We start from the raw sequence: 26,282 nt of genomic DNA on the forward strand, positions 1-26,282 counted from the left end.
GTAAACTTAAAATAATAAGTCAAGGTAGTGGCGATGAGAGGACAAGAAGCGCTGACAATAGTCGATCGGCTTTTACAAGGTGCTAACTACGGACAAAAACTTAACGATCTGCAATCTGCTGTATTTCTGGAAACTTGGGCGGAACATTCCTACTCGGAAATTGCCCAGCAGCTAGGTTACGAATACGACTACATCAAACAAGTGGGTTCGCACTTGTGGCGAAGTCTCTCCCAAATCTTGGGCGAACCAGTCTCCAAGCGCAATATTCAAGCTGTTTTGCGTCGCTACGAACAATCGCAACAACCTCAGCAAGATGAGGGTGAAGCGATCGACTTTTCCCGGTTTTACGATCGTCAAGAGGAACTGCAAACGCTAGAAAGTTCGATGATTGAAGATCCCTATCGTTTAATTGGTATGTTTGGACTCGGTGGTATCGGTAAAGCTTTCGGCTATATTACTTTTATAATTGTTGTCGGCAGCGATGGAGATAAATTTCAGCTACCCCATCTGCCGGATTTAAACCCACACAATCCTCAAACTGTTGTGTAGCCTCGCTGAACTTTTCCCGATTGTAGAGCATCCAGGCACTTTCAAAAACTGTTTTCGCGATCGCCCCCGCCGCTCGAATTTCCGGCAGTTTGTTGTCAGGACTTTAGTCTTTTTAACGAGCACTAAAGTCCTGACTGCGATCGCAATTCCCAATTACCAAGTATATTTATCACTCCACCATGCGATCGAGCTTTTCCTTAACCAACAAATCTAACAACGAGCGCAACAGAAACAAGCTGCCGAATCCCGAAACAGCAAAAGCTGCGATCGCCCCCGTTTGATATCCTCCCACCAGCAGCACTGCACCCGACAGAAACACAAAACCAGTTAGACAAGCAAAAATTAGAGTTTTTAGGGCTAAGTTAAGGCGTTTCAAGGCTCTTTCGCTCTCGATATTTCGCACTCTAATTTGCAGTTCGCCCTCTTCAATTCGCTGCTCCAAACGCTTGAGAAAAACTTGCGATTTGCTCGGCTGCCGTAACTTATATGTAATAAAACTTCGCGCTTGCCTTGCCAATTCTCCGATCGCATTTCCCCGGCCCTTGCTCACCGCAATACTCTTGACAAAAGGCTGAGCGGATGCTAGGAAATTGTAGTTAGGGTCGAGAGTTCTAGCAATGCCGTCGAGAGTCGTCACCGACTTGACAATAAACATCATTTCTGCAGGCAAGCGAAACGGTTGCTGCTCGAACATCATGTAAAGTTCGTTCTTAATTTCATTAAAAGCTTGAAAGTCGATCGGCTTATCAATAAACTTATCCAACAGAAAAGCAATCAGCCTGCGTACAGGCATCATATCCGGCATCGGCTCAACTAAGCCGATCGTAATTAAAGTATTGAGTAACTCGTCAGTATCCTTTCTCATCACAGCAAAAAAAGTCTTGACCATTTGGTCTTTAGCCAGAGACTTCACCTCAGCCATCATCCCAAAATCGTAAAAAATCAAGCTACCATCTTCTGTCACCGCCAAATTTCCCGGATGCGGGTCTGCTTGAAAAAACCCGTCAATTAACAACTGCTTCAAGTAACAGCAAATTCCGAGTTGATTGAGCTTCGCAATATCTACTCCAATCGCCTCTAAACTAATGCGGTCGTCCACCTTAATGCCTGGTGCGTATTCTAGAGTCAGCACTTTTTTAGTTGTGTATTGCCAGTAGACTTTCGGGACAATAATCTGAGGATATTCTCGAAAATTATGGCTAAAGCGGTCGGAATTTTTACCTTCTTGCACGTAGTCAATTTCTTGATATAAAATCTTAAAAAACTCGTGATAAATAGATTCCAAGCCGTACTTGCGCGTCCCAGGCAAATAGCGATCGCAAAAACGCATGACTTGGCGCACGGCCTTGACATCCAAATCAAATAAACTTTCCAAACCCGGACGCTGCACCTTTACAATCACATCTTCCCCGGTGTGCAGCCTCGCTTTGTGCACCTGTCCGAGACTCGCAGCAGCTAGCGGCAAGGGGTCAAAATCGCGGTACAAAGCATAAATATCCTTGCCTAACTCTGATTCTACAAGAGCGATCGCTTCTTCGGAACTAAACTCAGGAACCCGATCCTGCAACTGTTCGAGTTCCTTGACATACTCAAGCGGCAGCAAATCCGCCCGAGTCGAGAGAGACTGCCCGATTTTAATAAAAGTCGGGCCTAAATTCAGCAAAGTATTGACCAACCAATGAGCGCGAATTCTTCTAGTATGAGGAGAATTATTTTGCAGTAGTCCATCCCACCACAAAAAAAACATAAACTTTCCCGCCGCTGCAAAAATGTCTATTTGTCGTGCCAGCGGCGAATATTTAGAACGTTGCCAACGCAGGGTTTTAGGTGCAGCTTTTGTGAGCATAATATTGGCGATCGAGTTCCATGCACCGCGCGATTTTTAGGGGACAGTCTGGGACGCAGAAATCGGCTTCGATGTACAAAAATACTTCGTTGCCGGCCTTGGAAAGAGTTAAAAAACCCGGTTTCTTTGGTCACGACTGCGTAATATAATCTCCGGTTATACAACCATAATTAAGTTCGCACGCCCGGACGAAGAGTCCTGATTTATCCCTAAATAGAGGACGGTCGTACTCACTACAAACACCCGCTAATTACGGGCAAATAACCAGACATGATATAAGTTCTAGGGAGAATCAGCAATGGAGAACCGGCAATTTAGGCTGGCAACCAGACAAACAAGTCAAAAAGGAGAATTTGGTAGCGTTTGCCACATTTCCAAATCTCCCTATAAAGGCAAGTCTTCTGGTTTCGCCTGTTCGCTGCCAATTAAGAGCCACTTCTTTTCCCAACTATTCTCCTAGATTAGAGAGTTCCGGTGGAGATTGCGGCAGAGTCAGAGTAAAAGAGGTGCGCCACAACTCGTCAGTTTCAGAACTTTTTGCCGGACAGCTAGACACATCAATAGTACCATTCAAGTGCTGTACTAAACACTTTACCAGAGCCAGACCCAAACCCGTACCCGGGATAGCTTGGTCAGTAATGCCGGTGCCGCGGCGGAACTTGTCAAAGATGTGGGGCAAATCAGCCGCAGAAATGCCTGGCCCGAAATTAGAAATGGTCAGGACAATATAGCCGGCCACCTCAGACGCCTCCAAAACTACCGCCGTTCCAGAAGCCGAGTATTTTCCAGCATTCGTCAGCAGTTCCAGCAGCACCCGCTTGAGACTGTCCGGGTCGGTTTCCCAGCAAGGGGTCAACTTGGGCAAATCCACCTTCAGAGTCAATTGCTTATCCGCCCACTGTTTCTCAAAATCCCCAGCTAAATCTTGAATTAAACCCTTGAGATCGATTTTGATTAGAGAAATAGGGACTTGCTGAGGCTCAAACTGCTTGAGGGTCAGCAAATCGTTAACCAGAGCAGTTTCCTTAGAACACTGCTGCTCTAGAATGTCGAGATACTTAGCCCGACTCGCTGACGGCCCTTCAGCTTGTTTGAGCATCAGAATCGCCAGCTTCATGATTGTTAAAGGGGTGCGCAACTCGTGACTCATAGTGCTGAGAAACTCGTCTTTAATCAGCTTCAATTTGCGCAATTGCTCTAGTTGAATGGCAGATTGTTCGTACAGTTTCGCCTGCACGTCGAGACTTTGCTGCAACTGAGCGGTTCTGTCGAAGACTAGGGTTTGCGCTTCCTTGAGCGTCTGAGTTTGGATAATCGCCCTGCTCGCTTGAGCGCTGACTGATTCGAGAACTTCTAATTCTTCAGGGCTCCAAGCGCGCGGCTCGGAGTGCTGCAAAACCAAGAACCCCAAGACTGTTTCCTGGTAGCCACCGCCGGTGAGGGGAACCAGCAGCAAGCCGCGAATGCCTTGGAGTTTCAAGATTTCTGCGGCGCCCTCTTGTTCGTTGCCGATTAATTCGCCTGCGTCAGCGAGGGCGAGGGGTTTGGGTGCGCTGTGGAATGCTTTGTCGCACAAATTCGATTCCGACAGCAAAAAAGCGGGAGAGTTATTTGGTTTTGAGTTGGGGTTTTTGGATTTGGAATTAGCAATTTTCTCCTTGTTTTTTGTTTTGGATGTCGAGCTTTTTTTTCCGGCATCGCTTGGTGCTATTGCCTGTTTTTTTGCATCTTTTTTCAGAGCGGATTCGCCAACTAATTCGACTTTGACTTTGGGGTTTTGATTTGGGGAGCGAGTTTTAAATAGAGGGTCTGTATATTTCAATAGCAGGATTTGACCTCTATCTACTTCCAGGGTATCGACGGTATTTTCAATAACTTGCTGCAATATTCGATCAAGTTCTGAATTTGTGTCGATCGATGCAGCAACTGACATGAGTAGATTTTTGTATTTAGCTTGTCGCTGTAACTGTTCGTTTAAGTTGGCAATTTCTTGAGTTTTTTGAATGTGAGAAATCGCGATGCCGATCGGGTTCGATGCTGCTTCTAGGCGCTGCAGGTCGGTTACCGACCACTCGTGAGGGTGCGACTTACCAAGAATCATCATGCCATTTACAGCCCCTCCAAATCGCGCAGGCCCTGCCAAAATTGCCCGAAAAGGCAGCGGTGTCACAGGGAAATTGGGCGATGAAGCTGCCAGACTATCTTGATAGTCGGATATCGCCACTCTCTCGCCGTTTGCTAGCACGTTTGCCCAAATGGGATGTTCTAGTGATATGCTAGGCGATTTTAATTTTGTGGTTTGGGAGTGTTCCGGTGTTTGAGTTGAATCCGCAGCACCGGCTGCATTTTGGCGATCGCTCCAAAGTTGCCAGCAAGCATTCGGATTTACTACTTTCTGGTCAACCACAGCAGCAACCAAACACAAATCTGCCTGACAAGCAACCCCCAAAGTATTTGCTATTTGCAGCAAGATTTCTCGATCGAAGCTAGTCGCGAGAATTTGGCAAATTTGTTGCCCGAGGAGGGCAGGATCGACCGGGTAATGCATAAGACGATCCAGAAATTTTTGGACTGATACTGGTTCTGGGATTTGCGGTCAATGCAAAGTGAAAGACTCTGACAGCGATCGGTCGATAAGCGCGTAAACTTTTGATTTCCTCGGCGATCGATCGTGGCAACCAAGCCTTTATTCTAAGATGTTTGAGCCTGCTCACCCTGCAAGTATAGAACCTCTCCATAACTGTCGGCGTGAGTGTTATGAGCCTACTTTTTGTGTTTGCATACCCGGTAGGCCGGTCACTAGATAAGTGAAAATATACCCCGATCAGACTGAGTTCTATTTTCGTGTTTTCTACCCTTCGATCTGTACGGGATGAACTTTACCATCCTTTACCGGATGAGAATAAATCCTATCCCCGCTAATTTTGACCGTTATTGGTAGCATAAAGCTTTTCTAGAGACCGCTTAATGATACCCCTCTCCTCAGTCTGTGATGTTTCCTATTTTAGTTTGTGATCCTAACAAATTTTTATTGTGATACAAATCTGCCGATCGAGTGACGCCGATCGCAAAAATTCAAAATCCCCAAATTATCACTCATAACATAGCTGAGAGTTTTCGAGTTTTTGCTCAAAAACTCATTTTTCACAACTTGCCGGAGCAGCACGGCACACTCTCTTGTGAGATTTATCCCACCTACCTGCTTACTTATTTTGTGCTTCCTGTTGGGCTTTATCGCTATTTTGGCGGTAAAGTGCCGTCCGGTTCAGAGCCGTTGTATAGCGGGGATGCTTGGAGGGCACAGCGGCCATCAAATCCGAAGCTTGCTGCCACTTAGCAGCTACCACTAACCAATCCTCGCGAGATTGAGCGGTTTTGCTGTCGTTGGCTGCTTGCTCGGCGACTCGCACTGCTTGTGCAAAAGAGTCAACAGCAGAATTAACAGTCTCCTTAGAAATTTTCAAAGCAGGTTTTGCCTCGGAGGGAGCGACATTGGCAATTGCTTGGGTGGTGGCTTGTGTGCTGTTGAGTTCTGGGGAATTGAGTCCTTTGTAGATGGCGGCCACTGCCGCAAGCAACAGCACGGTCAAGCTGATGCCGCCGACGATACCGCGCTGAAATTGCCGCGGTTCCTGCATCGAGCGAGGTACAGCCATTCTCGGCAAAGCCCGTTTACCTGCTTGAGCTTGGCGTTCATAATGGGCGGTGGCTAAACGCTTAAACAAATTCGGCTTTCTGAGTTTAATTTCTTGAGACCACAGCAGTTGATTCTCCGAATCGCGAGTAATTTCTTCGAGCCACAGCAGTTGGTGTTCTCGGACAAGCCGGCTGTTGATGTTGACTCGGCGAATATTGTAGGGCGAAATGCCCTCCAATATTTCTTGGACTCGATCGACCAAGCTAGACTGTTCGAGTAGTTGGGGTGTGGCAGCTTCGCACAGCAGTTGCAGCACACCCTCTGCAAACACGGCTCGGGCCCTCACCCCTACCTGTGCGAGTTCGTCATTAAGGATTTGAATAATCGATGCAACCGAGCCCTGGCGAGCTTGTCGAGCAATGTCATCTATTGGATTGGTCATAAAACTATCTTGACGTTTAGCAAGCTGTTAACTGTGAACCGAAAGTCTCGGATCTAATTTTTACCTACACCGCCCTAATGCTCCGACTATATCGGTAATCCGATTAGTGGCCAGATGTAAGGCGGGTGATTTATCGAAAAAATGGGTCTAAAACCCCGTGCTTCTAGCACGGCTTTGGATTAAAATAGAGATGGTTGAAATCCCCAAGGTGGGCGGTTGTGAAGTGGCTTTTAGTCGGCACCCTCGAACCTGAAAGCTCTTTAAAAGCACAAAGAAGGGTAGCGAAAACCTTGTAAAACACAGCTAGAGAGTCAACGCATTCTCAATACCAGAAAATCCCTAATTCGGTTCAATCAATCCAGTAGGGCGGGGCACGCCCGAACTCTAGGTCGTATCCTAGTACGCTTTTGGAGATAGACCCTCTGGGGTTGCTGTAAGTCAGACTCGTCAATTGGTGTTTTTTCACGGTTGAAAGGTTTGAGAATTGCCTGCAAGGGATATGGTGCCTAAAGGTCAGTCGCTGAATTAAGAATCTCCGGACTTTAGCACGGAGAGTGTCAAGAGGGCATCCCCGACAATTGCTAACGGCAGGGTAACGCCCGGCGAGGATGTCCAAAGAATCACCAAAGCATTCCTTGATTTCCCCCAATTGTTCAGTCTGTGATGTAATATACTAGGGGTTGCGACCCGTCCACTCGGCTAACCACAACACTCCGAAGCAGTCATATGCTTGCGAAAGTAACTAGCGAGAGAAAGCGAGAAAGATTCCGGTCACTGGTTCGTCTTGCTCGAAGAACAAGGCGATAAAACATCATCCAAACAGGAATGTACGAAAAAACAATTAAACTGCTTACCGAAGGCGAGCGGCTGCCTGGCTTCCTCTCTGTCGGGAGGATAAAGGTCGAAAGACCTTCTTATGCTGTGTAAGACCCATTTAAGCACGGGTTTAAAAGGGCAACGGCAGACGAGACGGGAAGCCCTAACTAGATCGGTACTCCGATTAGTGATGGGTATTTCACTCATACAGGTTATCACTGACACTGCCAGGTTAAAATAAACAGATGCAAATCTTGCATACTGATCCACTTAAAATTATCGCCACAGCATCGAGCGAGGCTAACAGCAAATAAACTATGGGAAAAGTAATTAGCGGTCAAATTTTTGTTGTAGACGACAACATCGATACAGATCAAATTATCCCTGCCGAATACCTGACCCTGGTTCCCTCGAAGCCGGACGAGTACGAGAAACTAGGCAGTTACGCTATGATTGGGTTGCCCGATCGCTACGGTAAGTTTATCGAATCCGGTGAACAGAAAACCCGGTATCCGATTATAATAGCGGGCGAAAATTTTGGCTGCGGTTCTTCGCGGGAGCACGCTCCCATCGCTCTGGGGGCTGCAGGCGTCACAGCAGTGGTGGCTTTGTCTTACGCACGCATTTTCTTTCGCAATTGCTCGGCTACGGGCGAATTGTACCCGATCGAATCAGTTGAGCGACTCTGCGACTTGTTTGTAACGGGGCAAGAAGTGACGATCGACTTTACAGCAGAGGTAATTGTCAACCACACTCTCGATCGAACTTTCTCCCTCAAACCTTTAGGAGAAGTAGGTCCGGTAATAGATGCCGGAGGGTTGTTTGACTACGCGCGCCAAACGGGAATGATTGCTGCTAGGTAAAGACTGCAAAAAAACCCGAGCGCAACCACGGGGGGTTTGCCTACAAAAACCGGGTTTCTTGATTTTGTTTTTATTGATGTCGGCCTACTTTAATTTTGAAAGTTAGTAGTGCCTAACAAGTATAAGAATTACGCAAGTGGCTCATTTCTCTTGACTTGTAGGGTGCTCTACTACTTTCGTTATAAGGCGACGATCTAGAGTTTGAAATAGTAGAAGACCTTAATACTTGTCAGACTTCCGTAATTCCTAAAGTAAGGATACTTGCTAGAGTTTTGTGGGAACTCTGGCGTTGCTGAGTGAAGGTTTTCTTGGCTAGGGATCTGGATTTAGGGGAAGCAATCGGGGTCTCGGATCAGACAATAGACCTCTTGCAAAAGTCCTTTTCATAAATTTATAGGAAGGGCAAGATGCCCATCCCACAAGAGTTATTTTTTCTTGTGGGAAGGGCATCTTGCCCTTCCTAGTTATTTTTGCAAGAGGTCTAATTTTTGCAACAGAACCTGCTCCCTAGCTGTACCTCATCGGCTAACGCAACTATACTCACTTGCTAGAAATTTCTAAGTTCGATGTTTTCTTTACTTGAAAAAATCCGCTCCTGATATAGTCACAGGTTTACCGCCAGTTGTCACTTTTCTTGGCTCGATCTGATACGCACCCTCGTTACTCTTGGACACACGTATATAGCGAAGACCATCTAGTTTTCCCTGCTGAACAAGTTGATTCCAGTCATTGCCGTTAATTCTGATTACGACAGATGGACCGCAGCAGTTAGCCGTCATATCTTTTGTGATCACACCACTACTCCAACCAAGAATCGCACACTGGCTTTCGTACAATTGAGTAACAACGGTTGCTGCACCCGTATTTATTGTTTCGTTGCTACAGTCAGCTAACGCTTTTTCCTGACCTAGTGATAGAGTCAAAGCCAGCACTAATAGCAATGCAACGAGCATCTTTCTCATTGTGGAAATTCTCCTAACTTTAAATTGACTTGACTTGTTGGTCTGCAAGTATGGTTCTTACATTTAGACCAAAGAAATTAACGGTAGCGATTCACGAACAAAGACAAATCCATGGTTACGAGGGGATATTTAGTGTCTAGTCAGAGGAGGAAAATATATTTCGCCTTTGTAGGCATAAAAGTAGCCACTCTGTAACTAGCCACCACGCCGAGTCTAAACTCTTATGGAAGGAGGCTAGAAGTTGCTTTGGATGTATCTCATCAGCGCACGCAACGTCTATTATCTTTTCTGAATTTTTACGAAAATGCAAGGACTTTTCTGCCCTAGATCGTTAATATTTGCGATCGTCTTTCAGGGTCAAAAAACCTAAAACCCTCCTAGTGCCCGATTTCAACATCTTCAAGGATACCGAGGGCGTCGGAAGGACGGCTGCCGAGTAGTAGGCGCTCACCAGATAGAAAATAATGGCTTTTTCGTTGATGCCCATGAATCGGACAGACAGACCAGGTTGGTACTCGTCGGGGATACCAGTTTGGTGCAGCCCAATCACGCCCTGATCTTCCTCACCAGTCCGCAACACCAAGATAGAACTAATCTGTGTGCGGACTGCACTGTACGCTATTTCATATCCACGGTAGCGATCGAGTCAATAAAATTTAACAAAATACGTTGGTGAGGAATACCAAAAGGTCGCACATCTCTTGAGATCTCAGAATAGCATTTGCCGGCCCGAATATCAGACGGCGCCAACAACTTCATATCCCAACCCTCCAGCAAAACTAAATCCTTGACATCCGCACTAAGCTGTGCATAAAAAACGTGGCGGACAACATCTGCTTCTGTATCGCAACAAAAAAGAGAGACACTTGCAGGAGCATAACTAATTTCTTCTTTCAATTCCCGCAAAACAGCCACTTCCGGCGTTTCGCCCGGTTCCAAGTGTCCGCCAAACAAACCCCAATGTCCGGGATACCTGATATTAGGAATATCGTCCCGCAACTGGCAAAGAAACTTGCCGTCTTGGTACAAAATCGCGATCGCAACGTGAATTTTAGTCATCAGGAAGGAAGAAGAAAGAGGGGAGAAGTTGGTGTAGTTGGGGCAAGTTAACCCTAATCTGTAATATAAACAAAAGAGCCGATAAACCCGCCCCGACCGCGATATTATAGTCTATAAACTTTCAGCATAAATAAACATAGCCACCTCGCTTGGGCGCAAGTACAAACCTTTGATTTTTATGAAATCGACGTACTTAATTAATTATTGAAATAAATTAGCACATTCCTATTTTTATTTATTTGCCGCTGGAGTGCGCTTTAATTGTTCCATTTCCTCAACATAAACTTCACCTAAATCCTTTCCTGCCAATTCCTTCAGAGTAATACTCTTGTAGCGGACTTCTCCTTTGATCAACACTTCATCGCCAAGCTGGGGCAAAGCTTGGTTAGTTAAAACCCAAATCGTACCTGTACCGTCTTGAAGTTGATAGGCCGCATTCCCCACAAACGGAGCGCGATTTTCCACCTTTCCCCGGAGATAAACTTCAGCATCCACTTGGCGCTTTTGTTGAACGTCGCCAATGCTAGCCACATTAAAGCCAAGATTAAGTTGAGACAGAGGTAAATTGCCACAACTGAAAAAACCGCTGGCGAGGACTAGCGACAAAGAGCCGGTGCAGAATCTTTGAACCCAAACTTGCTTAATTGCAGTAGTCATTGGTCAACTGATTTGAGATTTGAGATACGACTTACTTTAACAGAATCCAAAGAATCGATCGCAAGTAAGAAATTTCTCTAGTGTAGTCCTTGACGGGGATTAAGCTAAAATCTAAAATCGTCAGCCCCTAACCCAGAGTCTACAATGGATGCCAAAACTGCTCAAATACTAGATGGCAAAGCTTTAGCGACAAAGATTCAAAGCGAGCTGAGCGATCGAGTCCGCGCCCTACAACCCCAAAAGGGTCGTCCTCCGGGACTTGCGGTGCTGATGGTGGGCGACAACCCAGCCAGCGCTGCTTACGTGCGCAACAAAGAGCGAGCCTGCGCTAAGGTTGGCATAGCTTCCTTCGGCCAGCATTACCCTGCAAACGTTACTCAAGCCGAACTAGAACTTGCAATTGGGGCGCTCAACAAGGACGATCGAGTAGACGGCATTTTAGTTCAATTACCGCTACCAGAACACTTAGATGCAATTTCGCTGCTGTACCAAATTGCCCCCGACAAAGATGCTGACGGACTTCACCCTGTAAATTTAGGCCGTCTCGTGCGCGGGGAGGAAGGTTTGCGGAGTTGTACTCCCGCCGGAGTGATGCGGTTATTGCAGGAATACCAGATTGATTTAAAAGGAAAAAATGCCGTTGTTTTGGGACGGAGTATTTTGGTCGGAAAACCGATGGCGCTGATGCTGTTAGAAGCCGATTGTACTGTTACTGTAGCTCATTCACGGACGCAAAACTTAGGATCGATTACCAATCAAGCCGATATTGTAATAGCCGCAGTCGGGCGCACAGAAATGATTACAGCTAATATGGTCAAACCGGGAGCAGTAGTAATTGATGTCGGTATTAACCGCGTCGTCAATCCAGACGGTACTAGCCGTTTGGCCGGAGATGTGGAGTTTGATGCTGTTAAAAAAGTAGCCAAATTTATCACGCCGGTGCCGGGAGGAATCGGGCCGATGACTGTTGCTATGCTTTTGGAAAATACCGTTTCGAGTTATATTGAATACGGTTCTAATTGAATAGGAGCCAACTTGTGAGCCAGTATTGGCTCAATTAGTAGGGTTAGTAATCAACCAACACGCAAAGATTTTAGCTATGGCTTTAAAACCCGATCCGTCAGGTATAGTGCGCTTAATTGGCGACAACACCTCAGAATTGATTCAACTTTTTCCTGGAGATCTAACAAACTTCCCTTTAGGAGCTTGGGCCCTCGATGGCGACGATACAGTAAATGGCTCAGGGGCTAGCGAGTTAATCCTGGGAAATGAAGGGGAAGATTTTATCGGAGGTTTTGCAGGCAACGATTCTGTATTTGGGGGCAAAGGAAGAGATTACCTGTATGGATCTGATGGAAATGACTGCCTCAGTGGTGGTCTAGATGCTGATTTCCTTCTTGGAGAAACTGACGATGATCTTGTAGGCAATGATATTTTATTTGGGGGTAGAGGCAATGATGTTTTAGACGGCGCAGGGGGTGATAACACTCTGGTTGGCGGCTTGGGCAGAGACCTATTAAGTTGTGAGTTTGGCGCTAATTTATGCGTTCTGGGAATAGATCCTGCCACTACAGATATCAATTCTACTGATGCGATCGTATACTTTGATCCTGATTTTGATCGCATTGGCTTAGCGAGTGGCTTAACGGTCAATGATATAGTGTTAGAGCCGGTAGAGAATGTGGCAGTAACATTTAGGTTCGATTGGCCGCAAGCTTTACTACAGTTCGTGCCTCCCTATCTGACCATGGAAAATAGCGGCTCTCTGTCAGGGACTCTAATCAGAGTCAGGAATTCTAACGCGATTTTAGGTATTGTAAACGATGTAAGCCCTAATGAACTACAAAGCAGCATTGTTTCCGTTCAGGGTTTCTAAGTTGAGGACAATCACTGGTGGTCTGACAAACTTCTCCTATTGTTAGCCACAAACTAACTCCTGATATTTACAGGACTTACGCAGAAACGCTAGTAGTAAGGTGCGAAATACATATAGCCTTTCTCAAAAAGGTGAGGTACGAATTTTGACCTGGAAAGCTTGACAATACAGGGTTTCTGTATACCTCATTTATCTGAGAATCGCTATATCTTACTACTATGGGTAGTGTAAAAATTGACTATGCAGTGTAAGTCCTGTAAAATTATTTATTCTTTGAGTCCGCTGGGAGTGGAATTTGTTGTTGTAGCAATTTCAATATCCGAGCGAAATCACTAATCACTATGATTTACCGTGAGGAATTTTTGATAGCAACAACGCGAATTCGGCGATAATCTGCAATCCAATTACCATCGCGGTACAGCGCCGGCCGCAAACGCTCTTCAACTGCGTTAATTACGTGCGATCGCACATTATCGGACAACCCCGACAAAAAGCCGCCAGCAAACATTTCAATCCAATTTACCATACCCGCGCTGCCACCTTCTAGGGGAGTCGGGCGATCGAACAAAACCGCATAACCCACATCAAATCCCTGCTTTTCCAGAAGCCCAGCATACTCGCCAATACTCGGAAAATACCAAGGATTAAGCGCTTCAGGCTCAAGCGGGCCAATTTCTGACAAAACACTCAAAAGTGCGCGGACGATCGCCCCCACATTCCCCTTACCGCCAAACTCAGCCACAAAACGCCCTCCCGGCTTCAGCGCTTTTTCCACACAATTAATCACAGCATCCGGCTGCTTAATCCAGTGCAAAACCGCATTAGAAAACACCGCATCTAACGGCTCTCCTACTTGAAAACTCCTCGCATCTGCGACAGAGAAGTTAATGTGAGGATAGTTAACCTTGGCCGTAGAAATCATCGACAAAGAGGAATCAATACCTTGCACAAAAGCACCAGTTTGAGCAATTTTTTCAGTTAACTGTCCCGTACCGCAGCCCAAATCCAGAATTTGTTCACCAGCCTTCGGAGCGAGTAACTCCACAATAGATTCACCGTACTGCCAAACAAAAGCATGATTTTTCTGATAAAGGGCAGAATTCCAAAAATCTTGTGACATCTCATCTCTTCCTTTCACTTCTTTTCTCATCTCTTCGCGTTCTTCGCGCCTTCGCGGTTCGTTATTAAATTATTTGCTAGCAAGCAGACCAATTCCATCCCCCTCAATACGGCAAACCCTAATATTTTCCAAAAGGCGCGCTCCCTGCTTTTCATAAAAAGCAATTCCCGGCGCATTGGCAGTATTAACAGTCCATTCTATACGCCCGCAATTTGTGGACTCAGCAATTTTCGCCAAATACTTTAACAGCGCTGTCCCGACTCCCATACCGCGCATTGGAGCTTGCACAAATAAATCATCAAGCCAAAGGCACGGCTGCGTCAATAAACTTGAATAGGAGGAATAAAAAAGAGCAAATCCGACCGCTTTTCCCGCAACTTCCGCCAACAAAACCCGCACTAGCGGAGGCTGGCAAAACAACGTTTGCTGCAATTTATCTGCTGTTGCTGCTAAGAAATTTTTAGATCCATCAAACTCGCTTTTTTGCGAAATAAAATCCACAATTAATTCCAAATCTGCCAGATCTGCTTCTCTAATTCTGATATCCAAATTAGCCATTGTTTAATTCTCAACTTCGCCTATTAATCACTGTATGAAATATCATCATCAATGTCCAATATATGTTTGACTAACCACTTATACTTTTAAAATATCAATCATGGGGACTTATGGAACTTCGGCATTTGCGTTATTTCATTGCAGTTGCAGAGGAACTGAATTTCACTCGTGCAGCCGAAAAACTGCATATTGCCCAACCTCCGCTGAGCCAACAAATCCAGCATTTAGAGGCCGAGTTGGGGTTTCAACTGTTTCGCCGCACTAAGCGGACAGTTCATTTAACGGCAGCGGGACAGGTTTTTTTCGAGGAGGCTGGGAAAATTCTGCAGCAAGTCGATCGAGCAATTCAACTCGGCCGACAAACCAGTCGGGGCGAACTCGGCCAACTGACGATCGGCTTTGTGAGTTCCTCCGCCCACAACGTGGTTCCAGCCATTTTGCAGGCCTTTCGCACTCGGTGTCCCGCCGTTAAGCTGGAACTGCAGGAACTGACGACAAACGAACAGTTGCAGCGGCTGCGGTTCGGGCAAATTGATATCGGCTTCGTGCGGCCTCCGGTTGAGGAAGACGGGATAAATTCTGAAATCATTTTTCGAGAACCGCTGATCGTGGCACTGCCAGAAACGCATCCTTTGGCCTCCCGCGCGCATCTTGGATTACGCGAACTTTCCACGGAACCGTTCATCCTATTTCCCCGTTCCCTGGCTCCGGGGTTGTACGATCCGATCGTCAGTCTTTGCCAGCAAGCAGGTTTTAGCCCGATCGCGGCTCAAGAAGCAATTCAAATGCAAACCATTGTGAGTCTGGTAGCTGCCGAGATGGGAGTGGCGATCGTCCCGGCGTCGATGCAAAATTTCCAGCGCAGCGGGGTAGTTTACAAAGCGTTACCAGAATCAACCTGCATTGTGACGATCGCTCTAATTTGGCGCAGCGATCCAACGGCTGCGGTGCAGCGGTTTTTGGAAGTCGCCAGACTGCTGCAGGGGATTTGAGATTTGAGAAAAGAGATTGTAGATTTGAGATTGACTGGTAATTTGACAAAGTTATTAAAACTCAAAGATTTTCTGTGCAACAACACCCGTAGAATAATTAATTGATGCTCGGAGTTCGAGCAACTACCGCCGTAAAAGTCGGCACGATCCGACCCCAACGGCTCAGAATATTCCACGTAATTATTCAGTACAAGAGAGCAAGGGATGGTATTGGCAACAGAAATGGGTTCGTCCCAACCGGAATCCTCTTTCGACCTATCTACTTATCTAGCCAAGCGAAAAGAGGCGATCGAGGTAGCTCTCGACAGTGCACTCCCGGTCATCTACCCAGAGAAAATCTACGAAGCAATGCGCTACTCGCTGCTAGCGGGGGGCAAGCGCCTGCGTCCGATCCTGTGTCTCGCTAGCTGCGAACTGGCCGGTGGCACTACATCTATGGCAATGCCCACAGCTTGCGCTTTGGAAATGATCCACACCATGTCGCTGATCCACGACGATTTGCCGGCAATGGACAATGACGACTACCGGCGCGGCAAACTGACGAACCACAAAGTCTACGGCGATGATATCGCCATTTTGGCTGGCGATGGTTTGTTGACCTATGCTTTTGAATTTATCGCCACTAAAACTGAGAACGTACCCCCCCAACAGGTGTTGCAGACGATCGCCCATTTGACGCGGGCATCCGGGGCTGCTGGACTTGTAGGCGGTCAGGTGGTTGACGTGGAATCCGAAGGAAAGACAGATATTTCTCTGGAAACTTTGAATTACATTCACGCTCACAAAACAGGCGCGCTGTTAGAGGCCTGCGTAGTTTGTGGGGCAATTTTGGCTGGGGCCTCGGCTGCGGATTTGCAGCGGCTGTCTCGTTTCGCTCAAAATATTGGGTTGGCTTTCCAGATAATTGACGACATTCTGGATATTACGGCTACCCAAGAAGAACTGGGCAAAACTGCTGGCAAAGATGTTCAAGCAGGAAAAGTCACTTTTCCCAGTTTGTGGGGAATTGAGGAGTCTCGGCGCCAAGCTTCGCAGCTTATTGCTGATGCTAAGGCTCAATTGGCAGTGTTTGGGAGCAAAGCTCTACCGCTGCTGGCAATCGCCGATTTTATTACCAGCCGCAGTAACTAGAAATACCAAACACTATGCAGGAAATTTGCAGCGGCATTTTAAACAATCATGTACTGGTGGTTGCTTTGCTCGCTTGTCTGGCGGCTCAGATCATGAAGCTGCCGATCGAGTTAGTCAAAAATCGCAAGTTTAATCTTCAGTATTTGGTAACAACGGGGGGAATGCCCAGCGCTCACTCGTCTTTTGTGGGCGCTTTGGCTGCTGGAGTGGGACAAACGATGGGATGGGAAAGTCCGGACTTTGCGATCGCAGCGATCTTTGCAATTATTGTGATGTACGACGCAGCAGGCGTCCGCCAAGCAGCAGGCAAGCAAGCTCGCATCCTCAACCAAATTATTGACGAGTTTTTTGAGGAAGATCACAACCTTAATGAGGCTCGCCTGAAAGAGTTGCTGGGACACACTCCTTTTCAAGTGCTTGTCGGTTTGGGGCTGGGAATCACTATTGCTTGGATCGCAGGGCCTGCATATTAAGTTTTAAGTATGGAGTAAATTTGGGGCAGTGGTGTTTTTTGACGAGTTGGAGGAAAAAGTTGGCGGCGGGGATTAATAGTTCGGCAACTCCTCCGTCTCTAGCTCAGAAAAGCACCCGAACTTTTTGGAAGTTTCTGGCAATGCCTATTCCCTAATTAAGCACTTCAAAAAGTTCAAAAAGTTTTTTCACTTCCCACTCCTTGGAATTGTTTTGCTATGCTCCAAAGACTATACGTACACAACTTCAGATGCCTAGAAAACTTTGAACTGCCCATAAAGGGGATGCCATCTGCTCTCTTGATTGGAAAAAATGGTGCAGGTAAATCAACTATTGCCTCTGCATTAGAAGTCCTTCAGAATATTTGTCGAGGCATCAATAGAATGCGCGACCTTGAAAAACTTAACCTTATCAGCTCGAAAGATTTCGCTCGTGGAAGGTCTGATGTTCCGATCCGGTTTGAAATAGAAGTATTACTCCAAGATAAATTATACAAATATGTCCTTGCCTTAAATTTACCAAAAAAACTTAGAGAGCTTCGAGTTTTTGAAGAGCAACTGCTAGTTGCAGGAGAGCCAATTTACTCTCGAAAAGAAGCCCAAGTCACTCTTCACACCAGCTCCCAAAATCGTGAAGCTCAGTTTCGGGTAGATTGGCATCTTGTTGCCCTGCCCGTAATTCAGGAGCAATCTGAGACTGATCCGCTTCATATTTTCAAGACTTGGCTGGCTCGCATGATCATTTTAGCTCCGATTCCCAGCTTGATGACGGGAGACTCAAACGGTGAAACTTTGGAGCCAAAGCGAGATGGTTCAAACTTTGGGGAGTGGGTTTCGGGCTTACTGAGTCGCTATCCTGCCGCCTACACACAGGTTGATAAATATCTCCGAGAAGTCATGCCTGACATTCAGGATTTTCTGAATGAACTAATCGGCAAAGACTCGAAAAGCATGATTGTTCGGTTTGAAGCAAATAATGCGAATCTGAGTATTGAATTTAATGACTTATCTGACGGGGAGAAATGCTTTTTTCTTTGCGCTGTTGTCTTGGCTGCCAACAAATTTTATGGCCCACTTTTTTGCTTCTGGGACGAGCCAGATAACTATCTATCCTTATCGGAGGTTGGACATTTTGTAATGTCTCTGCGACGCTCATTTAAAAATAGCGGTCAAATTTTAGTGACATCGCATAATCCTGAAGCAATCCGCAAGTTTTCAAATGAAAATACCTTTGTATTAGATCGCAAAAGCCACTTAGAGCCAACTTTAGTCAGACCGCTGAGTGAGATGTCTGTTAAAGGCGACCTGATAAATGCTTTGATTGGTGGCGACATAGAGCTATGAGTAATAAGTATCAACCCCACATTCATGTGTTTGCCGAAGATGATGCTAATCGCCAGATTGCCAACGGATTTCTTCTTGGGCCAAACCTTAATAACCGTGCTGTTAAAGTCCTGCCACTTCGTGGTGGTTGGATAAAAACTGTGGAGGAATTCACGAAGGAGTATGCGTCTGAAATGCGACAATTACCAGAAAGAAGGATGGTTTTGCTCATTGATTTCGATGATGATGAAAATCGGTTGAGTTATGTAAAACGTCATATTCCAGACGATCTAGAAGCAAGAGTATTCGTGCTGGGAGTGCTATCTGAACCAGAGAATCTAAGGACAGACATCAAAAAGACTTTTGAGGAGATTGGAGAAGCTCTTGCAAAAGATTGTTCTGACAACACAAATGAGTGATGGGGACATAATCTTCTCAAACACAACAAAGGAGAATTAGATCGTATGGCTTCATCTGTAAAACCATTTCTCTTTAAATAAATAGCTCCAAAAGTCGCGCACGCTACTTAAATGTGAGGTGCGCGACTGCCAATAATTTAGCGGAGTTGGGAGCGCTCAAAAGTCGCGCACCCTAATGACTACTGACCGAATTCTGCTTGCAGCAGGTCATCGTTGTCATCGGCGATCGTGGCGACAATAGTAATAACCCGAGAAATTTCCCCGGCCGAGATTTCGGCGATCGTCCGAGTCGATATTACCGCAACTTGATTGTCAACAATGGCAAAATGAGATTCCAAAGTAGACAGCCAATTCATTTCTAGGATTTTCCGCATTAATTGAGCTTCATTTTTCGCCGGCAACTGCAGTACAAAAGCCCAAACAGTCAAAGTATCATCTTCGGTTTCGCCGCTGAGTTGCACGAACACTTCAACACTGCCGTACTTAAACTTCCAAAGATGTCCGCCAGCTTCATTTTGACCGACCATCACTTTTTGGTCTACAGCCATGCTGGCGATGACAGTTTCAATTTCTTCTGCATAGGTGACGGCTGTGGCTTTTTCGACCTGCTCGGAGGCGATCGCGCTTTCACTCGATTGGCTTTCTGCGGAAGCTGTTTGTATGTTCGGCTCGCTGGTAGTCATGATTATATTTAGACGGAAAACTATTCCAATAATCAGTTTACTTCCTATTTAGGACTTACAAAAATAGTCCTGGACGCACAAAAACCTTCATAAACCGGGTTTCTTGGCAAAAACCGATCGTGAAAAAGCCCCTCCCAGGCAAAAAACCCTGTTTCGGATACCTCGTGGGTAAGTTCCCTGAGAACGAGTAGAACACGGGAAGCAGAGCCATTGGATCTGCGTTACCAGTCCGAGCCTGAGAACCCATGTCCAGAGGCTCTGTCTCGCTTGTCGCTTGTTTCCCAGGCAACACGGGAGGCTCTTCCTCCGGATCTGCCCAGGCTAGAGCCTGGTAACGAGTAGAATACCATTAAGTCTTCTACTGGTTAAGCTATTTGGCATTTAAATTGAAGCTCGATCGCGGGTTCTGCTGCCCACGCCACAAGAGTTTAAGAAACAGTAGCTGACAAATTAAATGCGGGACAGCTTACTTCCCGGAAGAGCCTGGGAACCCATCTCCAGAGTCCGAGCCTCGCTTCTGTTTAAGCCTTGGGCTTAGTCGCCGGCTTCTTCTCAACGGTATTCAAGCCGTTGAGGAACATCGGCACAAATTTCTCCACAAATGCCTGCGGGTCGCGGTTCCAGGCCCGCTGAGCTACATCGACTCTGGTCATTTGCAGGTCGGGGGCCAGCAGGGTTCTGGGCAAGCGTTCCATGAGGTATTGCGGGCGTTCCCACATCGGCATGGTGTTGGCAATATCCACCAGGCGCGTGACGCGGCGGAGTTCTGCCCCCAGCATGATATCCATTCCCGATTCAAAAGCTGCTTGTTCGATCGCCACATACTTGCGCTTTGCCTGTTCCACCTTCTGGCGGTGTTCCGGGCTTTTGTCGGCGATTTGGGCCAGCCAGCGGTTGCCCCAGCGGACGTGACCAGCTTCTTCGGGAAAAATCTTTTCGATTGTTTCGCGGATTTTGACGTTTTCTGCGGTTTGGGGAGCCTGTTTGAGGGCGTGGATGTGCGCTGAGAAATATTCGCAGCCCCGCTTCTCGGTGACGTTAATCGCGGCTAGGGAAGAAATTACAAAGTCTTCGCCGTCCTTGGCGGGGTCTTTTTGCTCGCTGTCGAGCAACCTTTCAAATTCGTCAATGTAGGAGACTCCCGGCGGTGTTCCCACATTTTGGCCGATGTCTACCAGCAAGTCGGTGAGCCACATAGCGTGTCGCGCTTCGTCGGAAATGTGCCGGGAGAGGTCGCGCACGAGTTCTGCCGGTTCGCCGTCTAGCCGTTCGATCAAGTCGGTGAGGTCTTTGCAACTGCGCTGTTCGCTGTAGCGGTAGCGGTTGAGGGTGATCAGGTGAATTTCGCGATCGCGTACTACTTGAGCTAAAATTTCGCGCGCTCCCATTGCGTTGCGCAGCTTGCGGGGATAGGCAACAGTCATGCTTTTATGTTGTTTTGTAAAGATACCTATATAAGTGTAACGCAGTTTTTGGGATCCCTAATTCCGGAAGCAAGTTAGAACTTTGTTGTCAATAGCCTATTCCCAATGCCCTATTCCCTATTCCCGATGCCCTATTCCCAAAGTTGATATCAACTCTCAGTTGATTCTGAAACCAGATCCTCCGAAGCCGACTCTTCTTGAAATTTTCGTGCCTCCTCCACTTCCAGTCTAGCCAGCGTACTCGCGGCATCCGCCAACTGCAAAGCCAGATTCATTCGACCAACTGGGTTTTTCTCCTTCCAAAGGTCTTTTGCCAAGAAATGCACTCGATAGCGGAACATTTTAATTGACTGTGATGGAATAACTTTAGCTGTCATGGTTATAGTCTCTCTTCAACTGTAGCTAGAATGCGAAGCAGTACCCGTTCGGGTTCTAGATAGACAAATGTCAGTATGATTACTTGATCTTCATTGCCGATCGTGACATCCCAGGTGGCAGAGCGCGGTTCAACCCGTTCGTGCCTGACTATTACAGTATATTGTCCTGCTGCCAAGTCATCAAATCCCGCATCTGCCTCCATCAAGGCAACTGTCTCCTCGAGCAGAACCCGTCCGTCCCGAGTCAGTAAAGTAATGAAGGCAATGCCGTCAACTGAAGTCATGGCGACATTATTTTGATTGCGGATCATCACAAAAATATCGGACATTCTTTGGTTATTAGTTATTGGTTATTTGTTATTTGTGACTGGTTACGATCGCTACAAACTCAATTATAATTACTTAAGCGTACTCTTTATGTAATAATCCTGTTAAGGATATTTAATGACTGTGAATCATTTTAAGCATTTGCTGATCTTGACTGGTGCAGCGCTTTTCGGTTTTGAAGCAAACCATGTGACTACTTAATACAGCCTAACCTCATAACTTTTGCCTAGAGTGCTACAGGGATAACCTGAAACAGCTTCTTGAATCTGCCATATTGTTTTGACGGCCCTTGTTCCGAATAACATACTCATAGATCCCGCACATCTTTCAGCGCCATTGGTATCGATGAACCTGTATTCAGCACTATCACCACCACGACTAGCACTACCACAATCTGTAGGATATAGCAGACCACTAGCACCTCCTGATAAAGAATAATAACCTTGTGGTTCTCTAGTAGCACAACTCTCCTCATGAGAGCGCAGCCATCTCATTGTGAAATCTCCACTAGAACTAGAGAACTCAGGAAGAACAGCCTGAGCTAAACAGAGTTGAATACAAAATGCAAATTCAACAGGGATAGTATATTTCATGCCCAATCTTCTCATAGAGCCTTGCTCTATATAAATAAGTTTCTATTCAACTAATTGCCCCAGTCTGAGGTAATTTTTGCTTGATACTCTTCTTCAGTTAAAATACCGTTGTCTAAAGCTTCTTTGAGTTTAGCAATCTTTTCTGTCCTGATTTTTTCATATCGTCCTTGAAAAATTTGTCTTCTTACTGCTTCTTCAACATCTTTTACTTTATCTTCATATTCATCAGCAGTTAAAACTCCTTCAGAGAAAGCTTTCTGAAATTTGTCAATTTTTTCTTCTATTAAGAATTCCACCTCATACTCATCAATCTTATTTTCTAACGCTAATTTTTTGACATTAAACTCTGTATCAGTTAAGATTCCATTTGCCAATGCTGATTCTAATTTATGGAGGTCTTCAGCTACTTTTTCCAAAGCTTTTTTCCTGGCATTAGAATTAACAATAGAATCAGCTTGTGAAGAATTACGTGGAATTAATTGAGGTGAAGTTGTAGCTGTCCTGCCTCCAATTCCTCAGCTTTTTGGATTTTTTTAAACTTCAGATCATTTTCAACATAGCCAATAATTTCGTTTTCTATAATTAATGACCATCCTGCTCCTGCTAAACCAGTTAATACTGTAAATCCTCCCGTAAACATAGCTGTAACCCCAGCACCAGTTAGATTAGTTAGCCACTGACCTGTGCTAGTTTCGAGAGTGAATTCGTGAGGAACAGTTGGGTCTTTAGACCAATATATTTTAACTTGGAAGGCTGAGTTAGTTCCGAATAATGTTCGGATTTTACCAGTTTTTTTTGCTTGAATAAAAAAATTGCCCTCTGCTTCCGTATTATCTAGTTCATATTGTTTTTTGGTGAACCAAATAATTAATTTTCTCTAAATACTAGACAGGTCTTGTTCATTGTTAGATACAAAATAATTTTTTGCCATTTTACACTCCTTTGATTTGTAGCTTAGACAGACCAATTAAAAAAAAATAAAAGCAATGATTTTTACGGATTTTTATCATCCATAATCTAGTACAACGTAATTACAGCCAAAGTTTGAAATATTTACAAAACTTTATATTTAAAAATAGAGTAACTGACAGGGGTGATGCAATGTTATGTTTTTGACAAAGGTAGGTTAACTCTTGCTAAAAAATGTAAGTTGCTACGCATCTAAATTGAATACAGAGACGGGCAGGATGCCCGTGCCACAAGAATTGTAGAAAAATTGACTGTCAAATTAGATGCACAACAGCTTACTCGATATTGTTATTTATTATTTATTATTTCTTATTTGTTATTTGTTGTTCCAAGACCGCCGTTGCAGACGGTCTTTTTTCGATGAGACATCAAACATCAAAAATGATAATTCTCAACTTTTGATGTTTGATTTTTAACTATCTAACAGTCGTAGTAGAGAGCAAACTCGTAGGGGTGAGGACGCAGCCGCATCGGGTTGACTTCATTGTCGAGTTTGTAGGAAATCCAGGTTTCGATGAAGTCTTCGGTAAATACGCCGGTTTCAGTTAAGAAACTGTGGTCTTTTTCTAAAGCTTCTAAAGCGCCTTCCAAGGAACCGGGAGTTGAAGGAATTTTGCTCAATTCTTCAGGGGAAAGGTCGTAGATATCCACGTCCAAAGGTTCGCCCGGATCGATTTGATTCTTGATGCCGTCAATGCCGGCGCACAGCATGGCTGCAAATGCTAAATAGGGATTGGATGTGGCATCGGGGCAGCGGAATTCTAACCGCTTGGCTTTGGGGTTGGTTCCCGACAACGGAATCCGCACTGATGCCGATCGATTCCCTTGAGAGTAAGCTAAGTTTACAGGCGCTTCAAAGCCCGGAACTAAACGCTTGTAGGAATTGGTCGTGGGGTTGGTGATTGCCAAAAGTGCCGGTGCGTGCTTGAGAATGCCGCCGATGTAATACAGTCCCATTTGACTGAAACCTGCATATTGATCGCCTGCAAATAGAGGTTGGCCGTCTTTCCAAATCGACTGATGAACGTGCATCCCCGAACCGTTGTCGTTAAACAGCGGTTTGGGCATAAAGGTGATGCTTTTGCCGTATTTTTTGCCGACGTTTTTGATTACGTATTTGTAAGTCAGCAAGTAGTCGGCGGCTTGTACTAAAGTGGCAAATCGGAAACCGAGTTCGCATTGACCGCCGGTGGCGACTTCGTGGTGGTGCTTTTCGATGGGTACGCCGCATTTTGCCATTGTCAGCAGCATTTCCGTTCTCATGTCTTGAGAGGTATCGGTTGGTGCTACTGGGAAATAACCTTCTTTGTAACGCGGTTTGTAGCCGAGGTTGCCGCCTGCTTCTTCTTTGCCGGAATTCCAGCGACCTTCGATCGAATCTACGTAATAGTAGCCGGAATTTTGGGTTTGGTCGAAGCGAACGTCGTCAAAAATAAAGAATTCTGCTTCCGGGCCAAAGAATGCTGTATCGCCGAGACCGGTCGAAAGCAAGTAGTCTATGGCTTTTTGGGCAATGGTGCGGGGACAGCGACTGTACGGTTCCCCCGTGCGTGGTTCTTTGATGCTGCAAATGAAGCTGATCGTCGGTTCTGCCATGAACGGGTCCATCCAAGCCGTGGTCGGATCGATGACCATCGTCATGTCTGATTCGTTGATGGCTTTCCAGCCCCGAATGCTGGAACCGTCAAAGGGTACGCCGTCTGTGAATGCGGTTTCGTCGATTTGGTCGTGGTACAGGGAAAGGTGTTGCCAGATCCCCGGCATATCGATGAACTTTAGGTCAACGATCTGGATTTGATTTTCTTTTATGTAGTTTAAGGCTTCTTGCGGCGTCTGGAACATGACTTACTCCTGATATTGCTTGTGTCTTGGCGATCGGCCGATTTCATACTGATTGGGCGATCGTAGGCCTTCAGTACCCAATATTTTGTATCTAGGGCTACAAAATTTTGAAATTGCTGCCCAGTGTGGCCGGGCAGTTCGTGATTCTTGCCCTGTCGATTTTTCGGCTGAAGATACAAGGCAAACGGCCTAATTTTAGGATTGTTTGCCGGGGATTGACTACCTAGAGTGAAAATCCCATCTCAAATCTTAATCAAACGCCGATTTGTAGTAGTCTACAATAGGCTGTCTGTCTCAGATAGCAAAGTATTGATAAAGATTTTTGGGAGAGAAACTTATGCGCGATGCAGTGACGAGCCTGATTGAAAATTATGATGTTGCTGGTAGGTATTTAGACCGGGATGGTATCGATCGGTTGAAATCTTATTTTGCAACAGGCACGGCACGGGTACAGGCAGCGGCGGCGATTAACAGCAATGCTGCGGCAATTGTCAAGCAAGCTGGTATTCAGCTATTTGCCGAACAGCCGGAATTGATCCGTCCGGGCGGAAATGCCTACACGACTCGCCGCTACGCGGCTTGTCTGCGGGATATGGACTACTACTTGCGCTATGCTACTTACGCCCTGGTGGCTGGAAGTACCGACGTACTCGACGAGCGCGTGCTGCAAGGTTTGCGGGAAACTTACAATTCTTTGGGCGTTCCCATTGGTCCGACAGTGATGGGGATTAGCATTATGAAGGAGATGGTTAAGGCTCAGGTGGAAGCTGCTGGCTTGGCTGTGGGGTCTTTTTTGGAGCAGCCTTTTGATTACATGATTCGCGAATTGAGCGAACAAGATATTTAAGTCAATTTGCTACTTCTTTTAGCAGAAAATGGCACTTGTGGCTTCCAGTTAGCAGCAGTGGGATCGATCGCTTTTTTTGGCATCACAGCCTCCAAGCGATCTTTTTTTATCATAATTTTGGGTGGAAAACCCCGTCATCACCTTGACGGCTTTTCCATAGTTAAGTAAGTAGGGGCAAATACACCACTTCATGTAACAGAATGTAAAGCTAGCGTAACCCCGCTCTATTGCTTGGCTTCACTTCGTTTAGCTCGCTTTTGACTACTTATGTATTTTCATACTCATCTACTTAATGTAAAACATTGCTTGAGTTGGGAGTAAACAGATTCTACAATAAATGTGGATTTTAAAAATTGAGTATCAGGCTGCGAAGCAGGGAAAAATCGTAATAAAAGTTAATCTCAAAAACGATTAGAAATAGAGCTTGGGAATTGGTACCTGGGGACTCTCGCGTTACGCGAGTGCAATGCACCTCAACGTCCAAAAGATATCACCACGCT

Annotated in this window: 27 protein-coding genes; 10 read left to right on the forward strand and 17 right to left on the reverse strand. The window is 45.8% G+C overall.

All coding sequences use genetic code 11. From position 1 onward, the window contains the following. Window positions 1-33: 33 nt before the first annotated feature. Complete coding sequence (locus ACUVJL_RS00760; protein ID WP_445244092.1) at window positions 34-549, forward strand: hypothetical protein; 516 nt, start codon at window positions 34-36, stop codon at window positions 547-549. Between the two features lie 169 nt (window positions 550-718). Here ACUVJL_RS00760 and ACUVJL_RS00765 read toward each other — a convergent pair whose 3' ends face one another. The 3 genes from ACUVJL_RS00765 to ACUVJL_RS00775 all read right to left on the reverse strand — a co-directional run bounded on the left by ACUVJL_RS00765 (window position 719) and on the right by ACUVJL_RS00775 (window position 6,474). Next, window positions 719-2,395: an ABC1 kinase family protein gene (locus tag ACUVJL_RS00765; protein ID WP_445244093.1), complete on the reverse strand. Its 1,677-nt coding sequence runs from the start codon at window positions 2,393-2,395 to the stop codon at window positions 719-721. A gap of 448 nt (window positions 2,396-2,843) precedes the next feature. After that, complete coding sequence (locus tag ACUVJL_RS00770; RefSeq protein WP_445244094.1) at window positions 2,844-4,943, reverse strand: GAF domain-containing sensor histidine kinase; 2,100 nt, start codon at window positions 4,941-4,943, stop codon at window positions 2,844-2,846. A 655-nt stretch (window positions 4,944-5,598) separates the two neighbouring features. Further along, the gene (locus tag ACUVJL_RS00775; RefSeq protein WP_445244095.1) at window positions 5,599-6,474 is read right to left on the reverse strand and encodes a hypothetical protein; all 876 of its coding nucleotides are present in this window, start codon (window positions 6,472-6,474) and stop codon (window positions 5,599-5,601) included. A gap of 1,133 nt (window positions 6,475-7,607) precedes the next feature. On the opposite strand from ACUVJL_RS00775, the gene ACUVJL_RS00780 reads away from it, so the two are divergent. Continuing rightward, window positions 7,608-8,153 (forward strand): LeuD/DmdB family oxidoreductase small subunit, encoded by a 546-nt coding sequence (locus ACUVJL_RS00780; protein ID WP_172187196.1) that lies wholly within the window; start codon window positions 7,608-7,610, stop codon window positions 8,151-8,153. Window positions 8,154-8,728: 575 nt separating this feature from the next. Here the strand turns inward: ACUVJL_RS00780 and ACUVJL_RS00785 are convergent. The 4 genes from ACUVJL_RS00785 to ACUVJL_RS00800 form a co-directional block, all read right to left on the reverse strand. Continuing rightward, window positions 8,729-9,115 carry a hypothetical protein gene (locus ACUVJL_RS00785; protein WP_445244096.1) on the reverse strand — a complete coding sequence of 129 codons (387 nt, stop codon included), beginning with the start codon at window positions 9,113-9,115 and terminating at the stop codon, window positions 8,729-8,731. A gap of 331 nt (window positions 9,116-9,446) precedes the next feature. Beyond that, a complete protein-coding gene (locus ACUVJL_RS00790) occupies window positions 9,447-9,695 on the reverse strand; it encodes a hypothetical protein (RefSeq protein WP_445244129.1) in 249 nt (82 codons plus the stop codon). A gap of 38 nt (window positions 9,696-9,733) precedes the next feature. Continuing rightward, on the reverse strand, window positions 9,734-10,174 hold the full coding sequence (locus ACUVJL_RS00795; RefSeq protein ID WP_445244097.1) for an NUDIX hydrolase: 441 nt from the start codon (window positions 10,172-10,174) through the stop codon (window positions 9,734-9,736). Between the two features lie 231 nt (window positions 10,175-10,405). After that, window positions 10,406-10,831 carry a DNA-binding protein gene (locus ACUVJL_RS00800; RefSeq protein ID WP_445244098.1) on the reverse strand — a complete coding sequence of 142 codons (426 nt, stop codon included), beginning with the start codon at window positions 10,829-10,831 and terminating at the stop codon, window positions 10,406-10,408. A gap of 144 nt (window positions 10,832-10,975) precedes the next feature. Here ACUVJL_RS00800 and folD point away from each other — a divergent pair, with 144 nt between their 5' ends. Together folD and ACUVJL_RS00810 are read left to right on the forward strand one after the other, a co-directional pair. Then, complete coding sequence (gene folD, locus ACUVJL_RS00805; RefSeq protein WP_445244099.1) at window positions 10,976-11,854, forward strand: bifunctional methylenetetrahydrofolate dehydrogenase/methenyltetrahydrofolate cyclohydrolase FolD; 879 nt, start codon at window positions 10,976-10,978, stop codon at window positions 11,852-11,854. A gap of 25 nt (window positions 11,855-11,879) precedes the next feature. Beyond that, a complete protein-coding gene (locus tag ACUVJL_RS00810) occupies window positions 11,880-12,707 on the forward strand; it encodes a calcium-binding protein (protein ID WP_445244100.1) in 828 nt (275 codons plus the stop codon). A 346-nt stretch (window positions 12,708-13,053) separates the two neighbouring features. Here ACUVJL_RS00810 and ACUVJL_RS00815 read toward each other — a convergent pair whose 3' ends face one another. Together ACUVJL_RS00815 and ACUVJL_RS00820 are read right to left on the reverse strand one after the other, a co-directional pair. Continuing rightward, window positions 13,054-13,827, reverse strand: a complete 774-nt coding sequence (locus ACUVJL_RS00815) for a class I SAM-dependent methyltransferase (protein ID WP_445244101.1) — start codon at window positions 13,825-13,827, stop codon at window positions 13,054-13,056. A gap of 69 nt (window positions 13,828-13,896) precedes the next feature. After that, the gene (locus ACUVJL_RS00820) at window positions 13,897-14,385 is read right to left on the reverse strand and encodes a GNAT family N-acetyltransferase (RefSeq protein ID WP_445244102.1); all 489 of its coding nucleotides are present in this window, start codon (window positions 14,383-14,385) and stop codon (window positions 13,897-13,899) included. 110 nt (window positions 14,386-14,495) lie between these two features. On the opposite strand from ACUVJL_RS00820, the gene ACUVJL_RS00825 reads away from it, so the two are divergent. The 5 genes from ACUVJL_RS00825 to ACUVJL_RS00845 all read left to right on the forward strand — a co-directional run bounded on the left by ACUVJL_RS00825 (window position 14,496) and on the right by ACUVJL_RS00845 (window position 18,720). Beyond that, window positions 14,496-15,377, forward strand: a complete 882-nt coding sequence (locus ACUVJL_RS00825) for a LysR family transcriptional regulator (protein WP_445244103.1) — start codon at window positions 14,496-14,498, stop codon at window positions 15,375-15,377. 204 nt (window positions 15,378-15,581) lie between these two features. Next, window positions 15,582-16,508: a geranylgeranyl diphosphate synthase CrtE gene (gene crtE, locus ACUVJL_RS00830; RefSeq protein WP_445244104.1), complete on the forward strand. Its 927-nt coding sequence runs from the start codon at window positions 15,582-15,584 to the stop codon at window positions 16,506-16,508. 14 nt (window positions 16,509-16,522) lie between these two features. Then, window positions 16,523-16,981: a divergent PAP2 family protein gene (locus ACUVJL_RS00835; protein WP_445244105.1), complete on the forward strand. Its 459-nt coding sequence runs from the start codon at window positions 16,523-16,525 to the stop codon at window positions 16,979-16,981. 216 nt (window positions 16,982-17,197) lie between these two features. Continuing rightward, window positions 17,198-18,322, forward strand: a complete 1,125-nt coding sequence (locus ACUVJL_RS00840) for an AAA family ATPase (RefSeq protein ID WP_445244106.1) — start codon at window positions 17,198-17,200, stop codon at window positions 18,320-18,322. Then, a complete protein-coding gene (locus ACUVJL_RS00845; protein ID WP_445244107.1) occupies window positions 18,319-18,720 on the forward strand; it encodes a hypothetical protein in 402 nt (133 codons plus the stop codon). Before ACUVJL_RS00840 ends, ACUVJL_RS00845 begins: the two co-directional genes overlap by 4 nt. 179 nt (window positions 18,721-18,899) lie before the next feature. Here ACUVJL_RS00845 and ACUVJL_RS00850 read toward each other — a convergent pair whose 3' ends face one another. The 8 genes from ACUVJL_RS00850 to glnA form a co-directional block, all read right to left on the reverse strand. Next, complete coding sequence (locus ACUVJL_RS00850; RefSeq protein ID WP_445244108.1) at window positions 18,900-19,403, reverse strand: YbjN domain-containing protein; 504 nt, start codon at window positions 19,401-19,403, stop codon at window positions 18,900-18,902. A gap of 521 nt (window positions 19,404-19,924) precedes the next feature. Continuing rightward, a complete protein-coding gene (locus ACUVJL_RS00855) occupies window positions 19,925-20,827 on the reverse strand; it encodes a ferritin-like domain-containing protein (protein ID WP_445244109.1) in 903 nt (300 codons plus the stop codon). A 149-nt stretch (window positions 20,828-20,976) separates the two neighbouring features. After that, on the reverse strand, window positions 20,977-21,204 hold the full coding sequence (locus ACUVJL_RS00860) for a hypothetical protein (RefSeq protein WP_445244110.1): 228 nt from the start codon (window positions 21,202-21,204) through the stop codon (window positions 20,977-20,979). A 2-nt stretch (window positions 21,205-21,206) separates the two neighbouring features. Continuing rightward, window positions 21,207-21,533, reverse strand: coding sequence for a hypothetical protein (locus tag ACUVJL_RS00865; protein WP_445244111.1), 327 nt, complete (start codon window positions 21,531-21,533; stop codon window positions 21,207-21,209). A 195-nt stretch (window positions 21,534-21,728) separates the two neighbouring features. Then, on the reverse strand, window positions 21,729-22,124 hold the full coding sequence (locus tag ACUVJL_RS00870) for a hypothetical protein (RefSeq protein ID WP_445244112.1): 396 nt from the start codon (window positions 22,122-22,124) through the stop codon (window positions 21,729-21,731). A 50-nt stretch (window positions 22,125-22,174) separates the two neighbouring features. Beyond that, complete coding sequence (locus ACUVJL_RS00875) at window positions 22,175-22,540, reverse strand: SHOCT domain-containing protein (protein ID WP_445244113.1); 366 nt, start codon at window positions 22,538-22,540, stop codon at window positions 22,175-22,177. Window positions 22,541-22,599: 59 nt separating this feature from the next. Further along, window positions 22,600-22,764 carry a hypothetical protein gene (locus ACUVJL_RS00880; RefSeq protein WP_445244114.1) on the reverse strand — a complete coding sequence of 55 codons (165 nt, stop codon included), beginning with the start codon at window positions 22,762-22,764 and terminating at the stop codon, window positions 22,600-22,602. A gap of 749 nt (window positions 22,765-23,513) precedes the next feature. After that, window positions 23,514-24,935, reverse strand: coding sequence for a type I glutamate--ammonia ligase (gene glnA, locus ACUVJL_RS00885; protein WP_445244115.1), 1,422 nt, complete (start codon window positions 24,933-24,935; stop codon window positions 23,514-23,516). Between the two features lie 337 nt (window positions 24,936-25,272). On the opposite strand from glnA, the gene apcB reads away from it, so the two are divergent. Then, complete coding sequence (gene apcB / locus ACUVJL_RS00890; protein WP_445244116.1) at window positions 25,273-25,782, forward strand: allophycocyanin subunit beta; 510 nt, start codon at window positions 25,273-25,275, stop codon at window positions 25,780-25,782. Window positions 25,783-26,282 lie beyond the last annotated feature (500 nt).

It is taken from the genome of Microcoleus sp. OTE_8_concoct_300 (assembly GCF_031383065.1).
In the GTDB taxonomy this organism is placed as follows: domain Bacteria; phylum Cyanobacteriota; class Cyanobacteriia; order Cyanobacteriales; family Microcoleaceae; genus Microcoleus.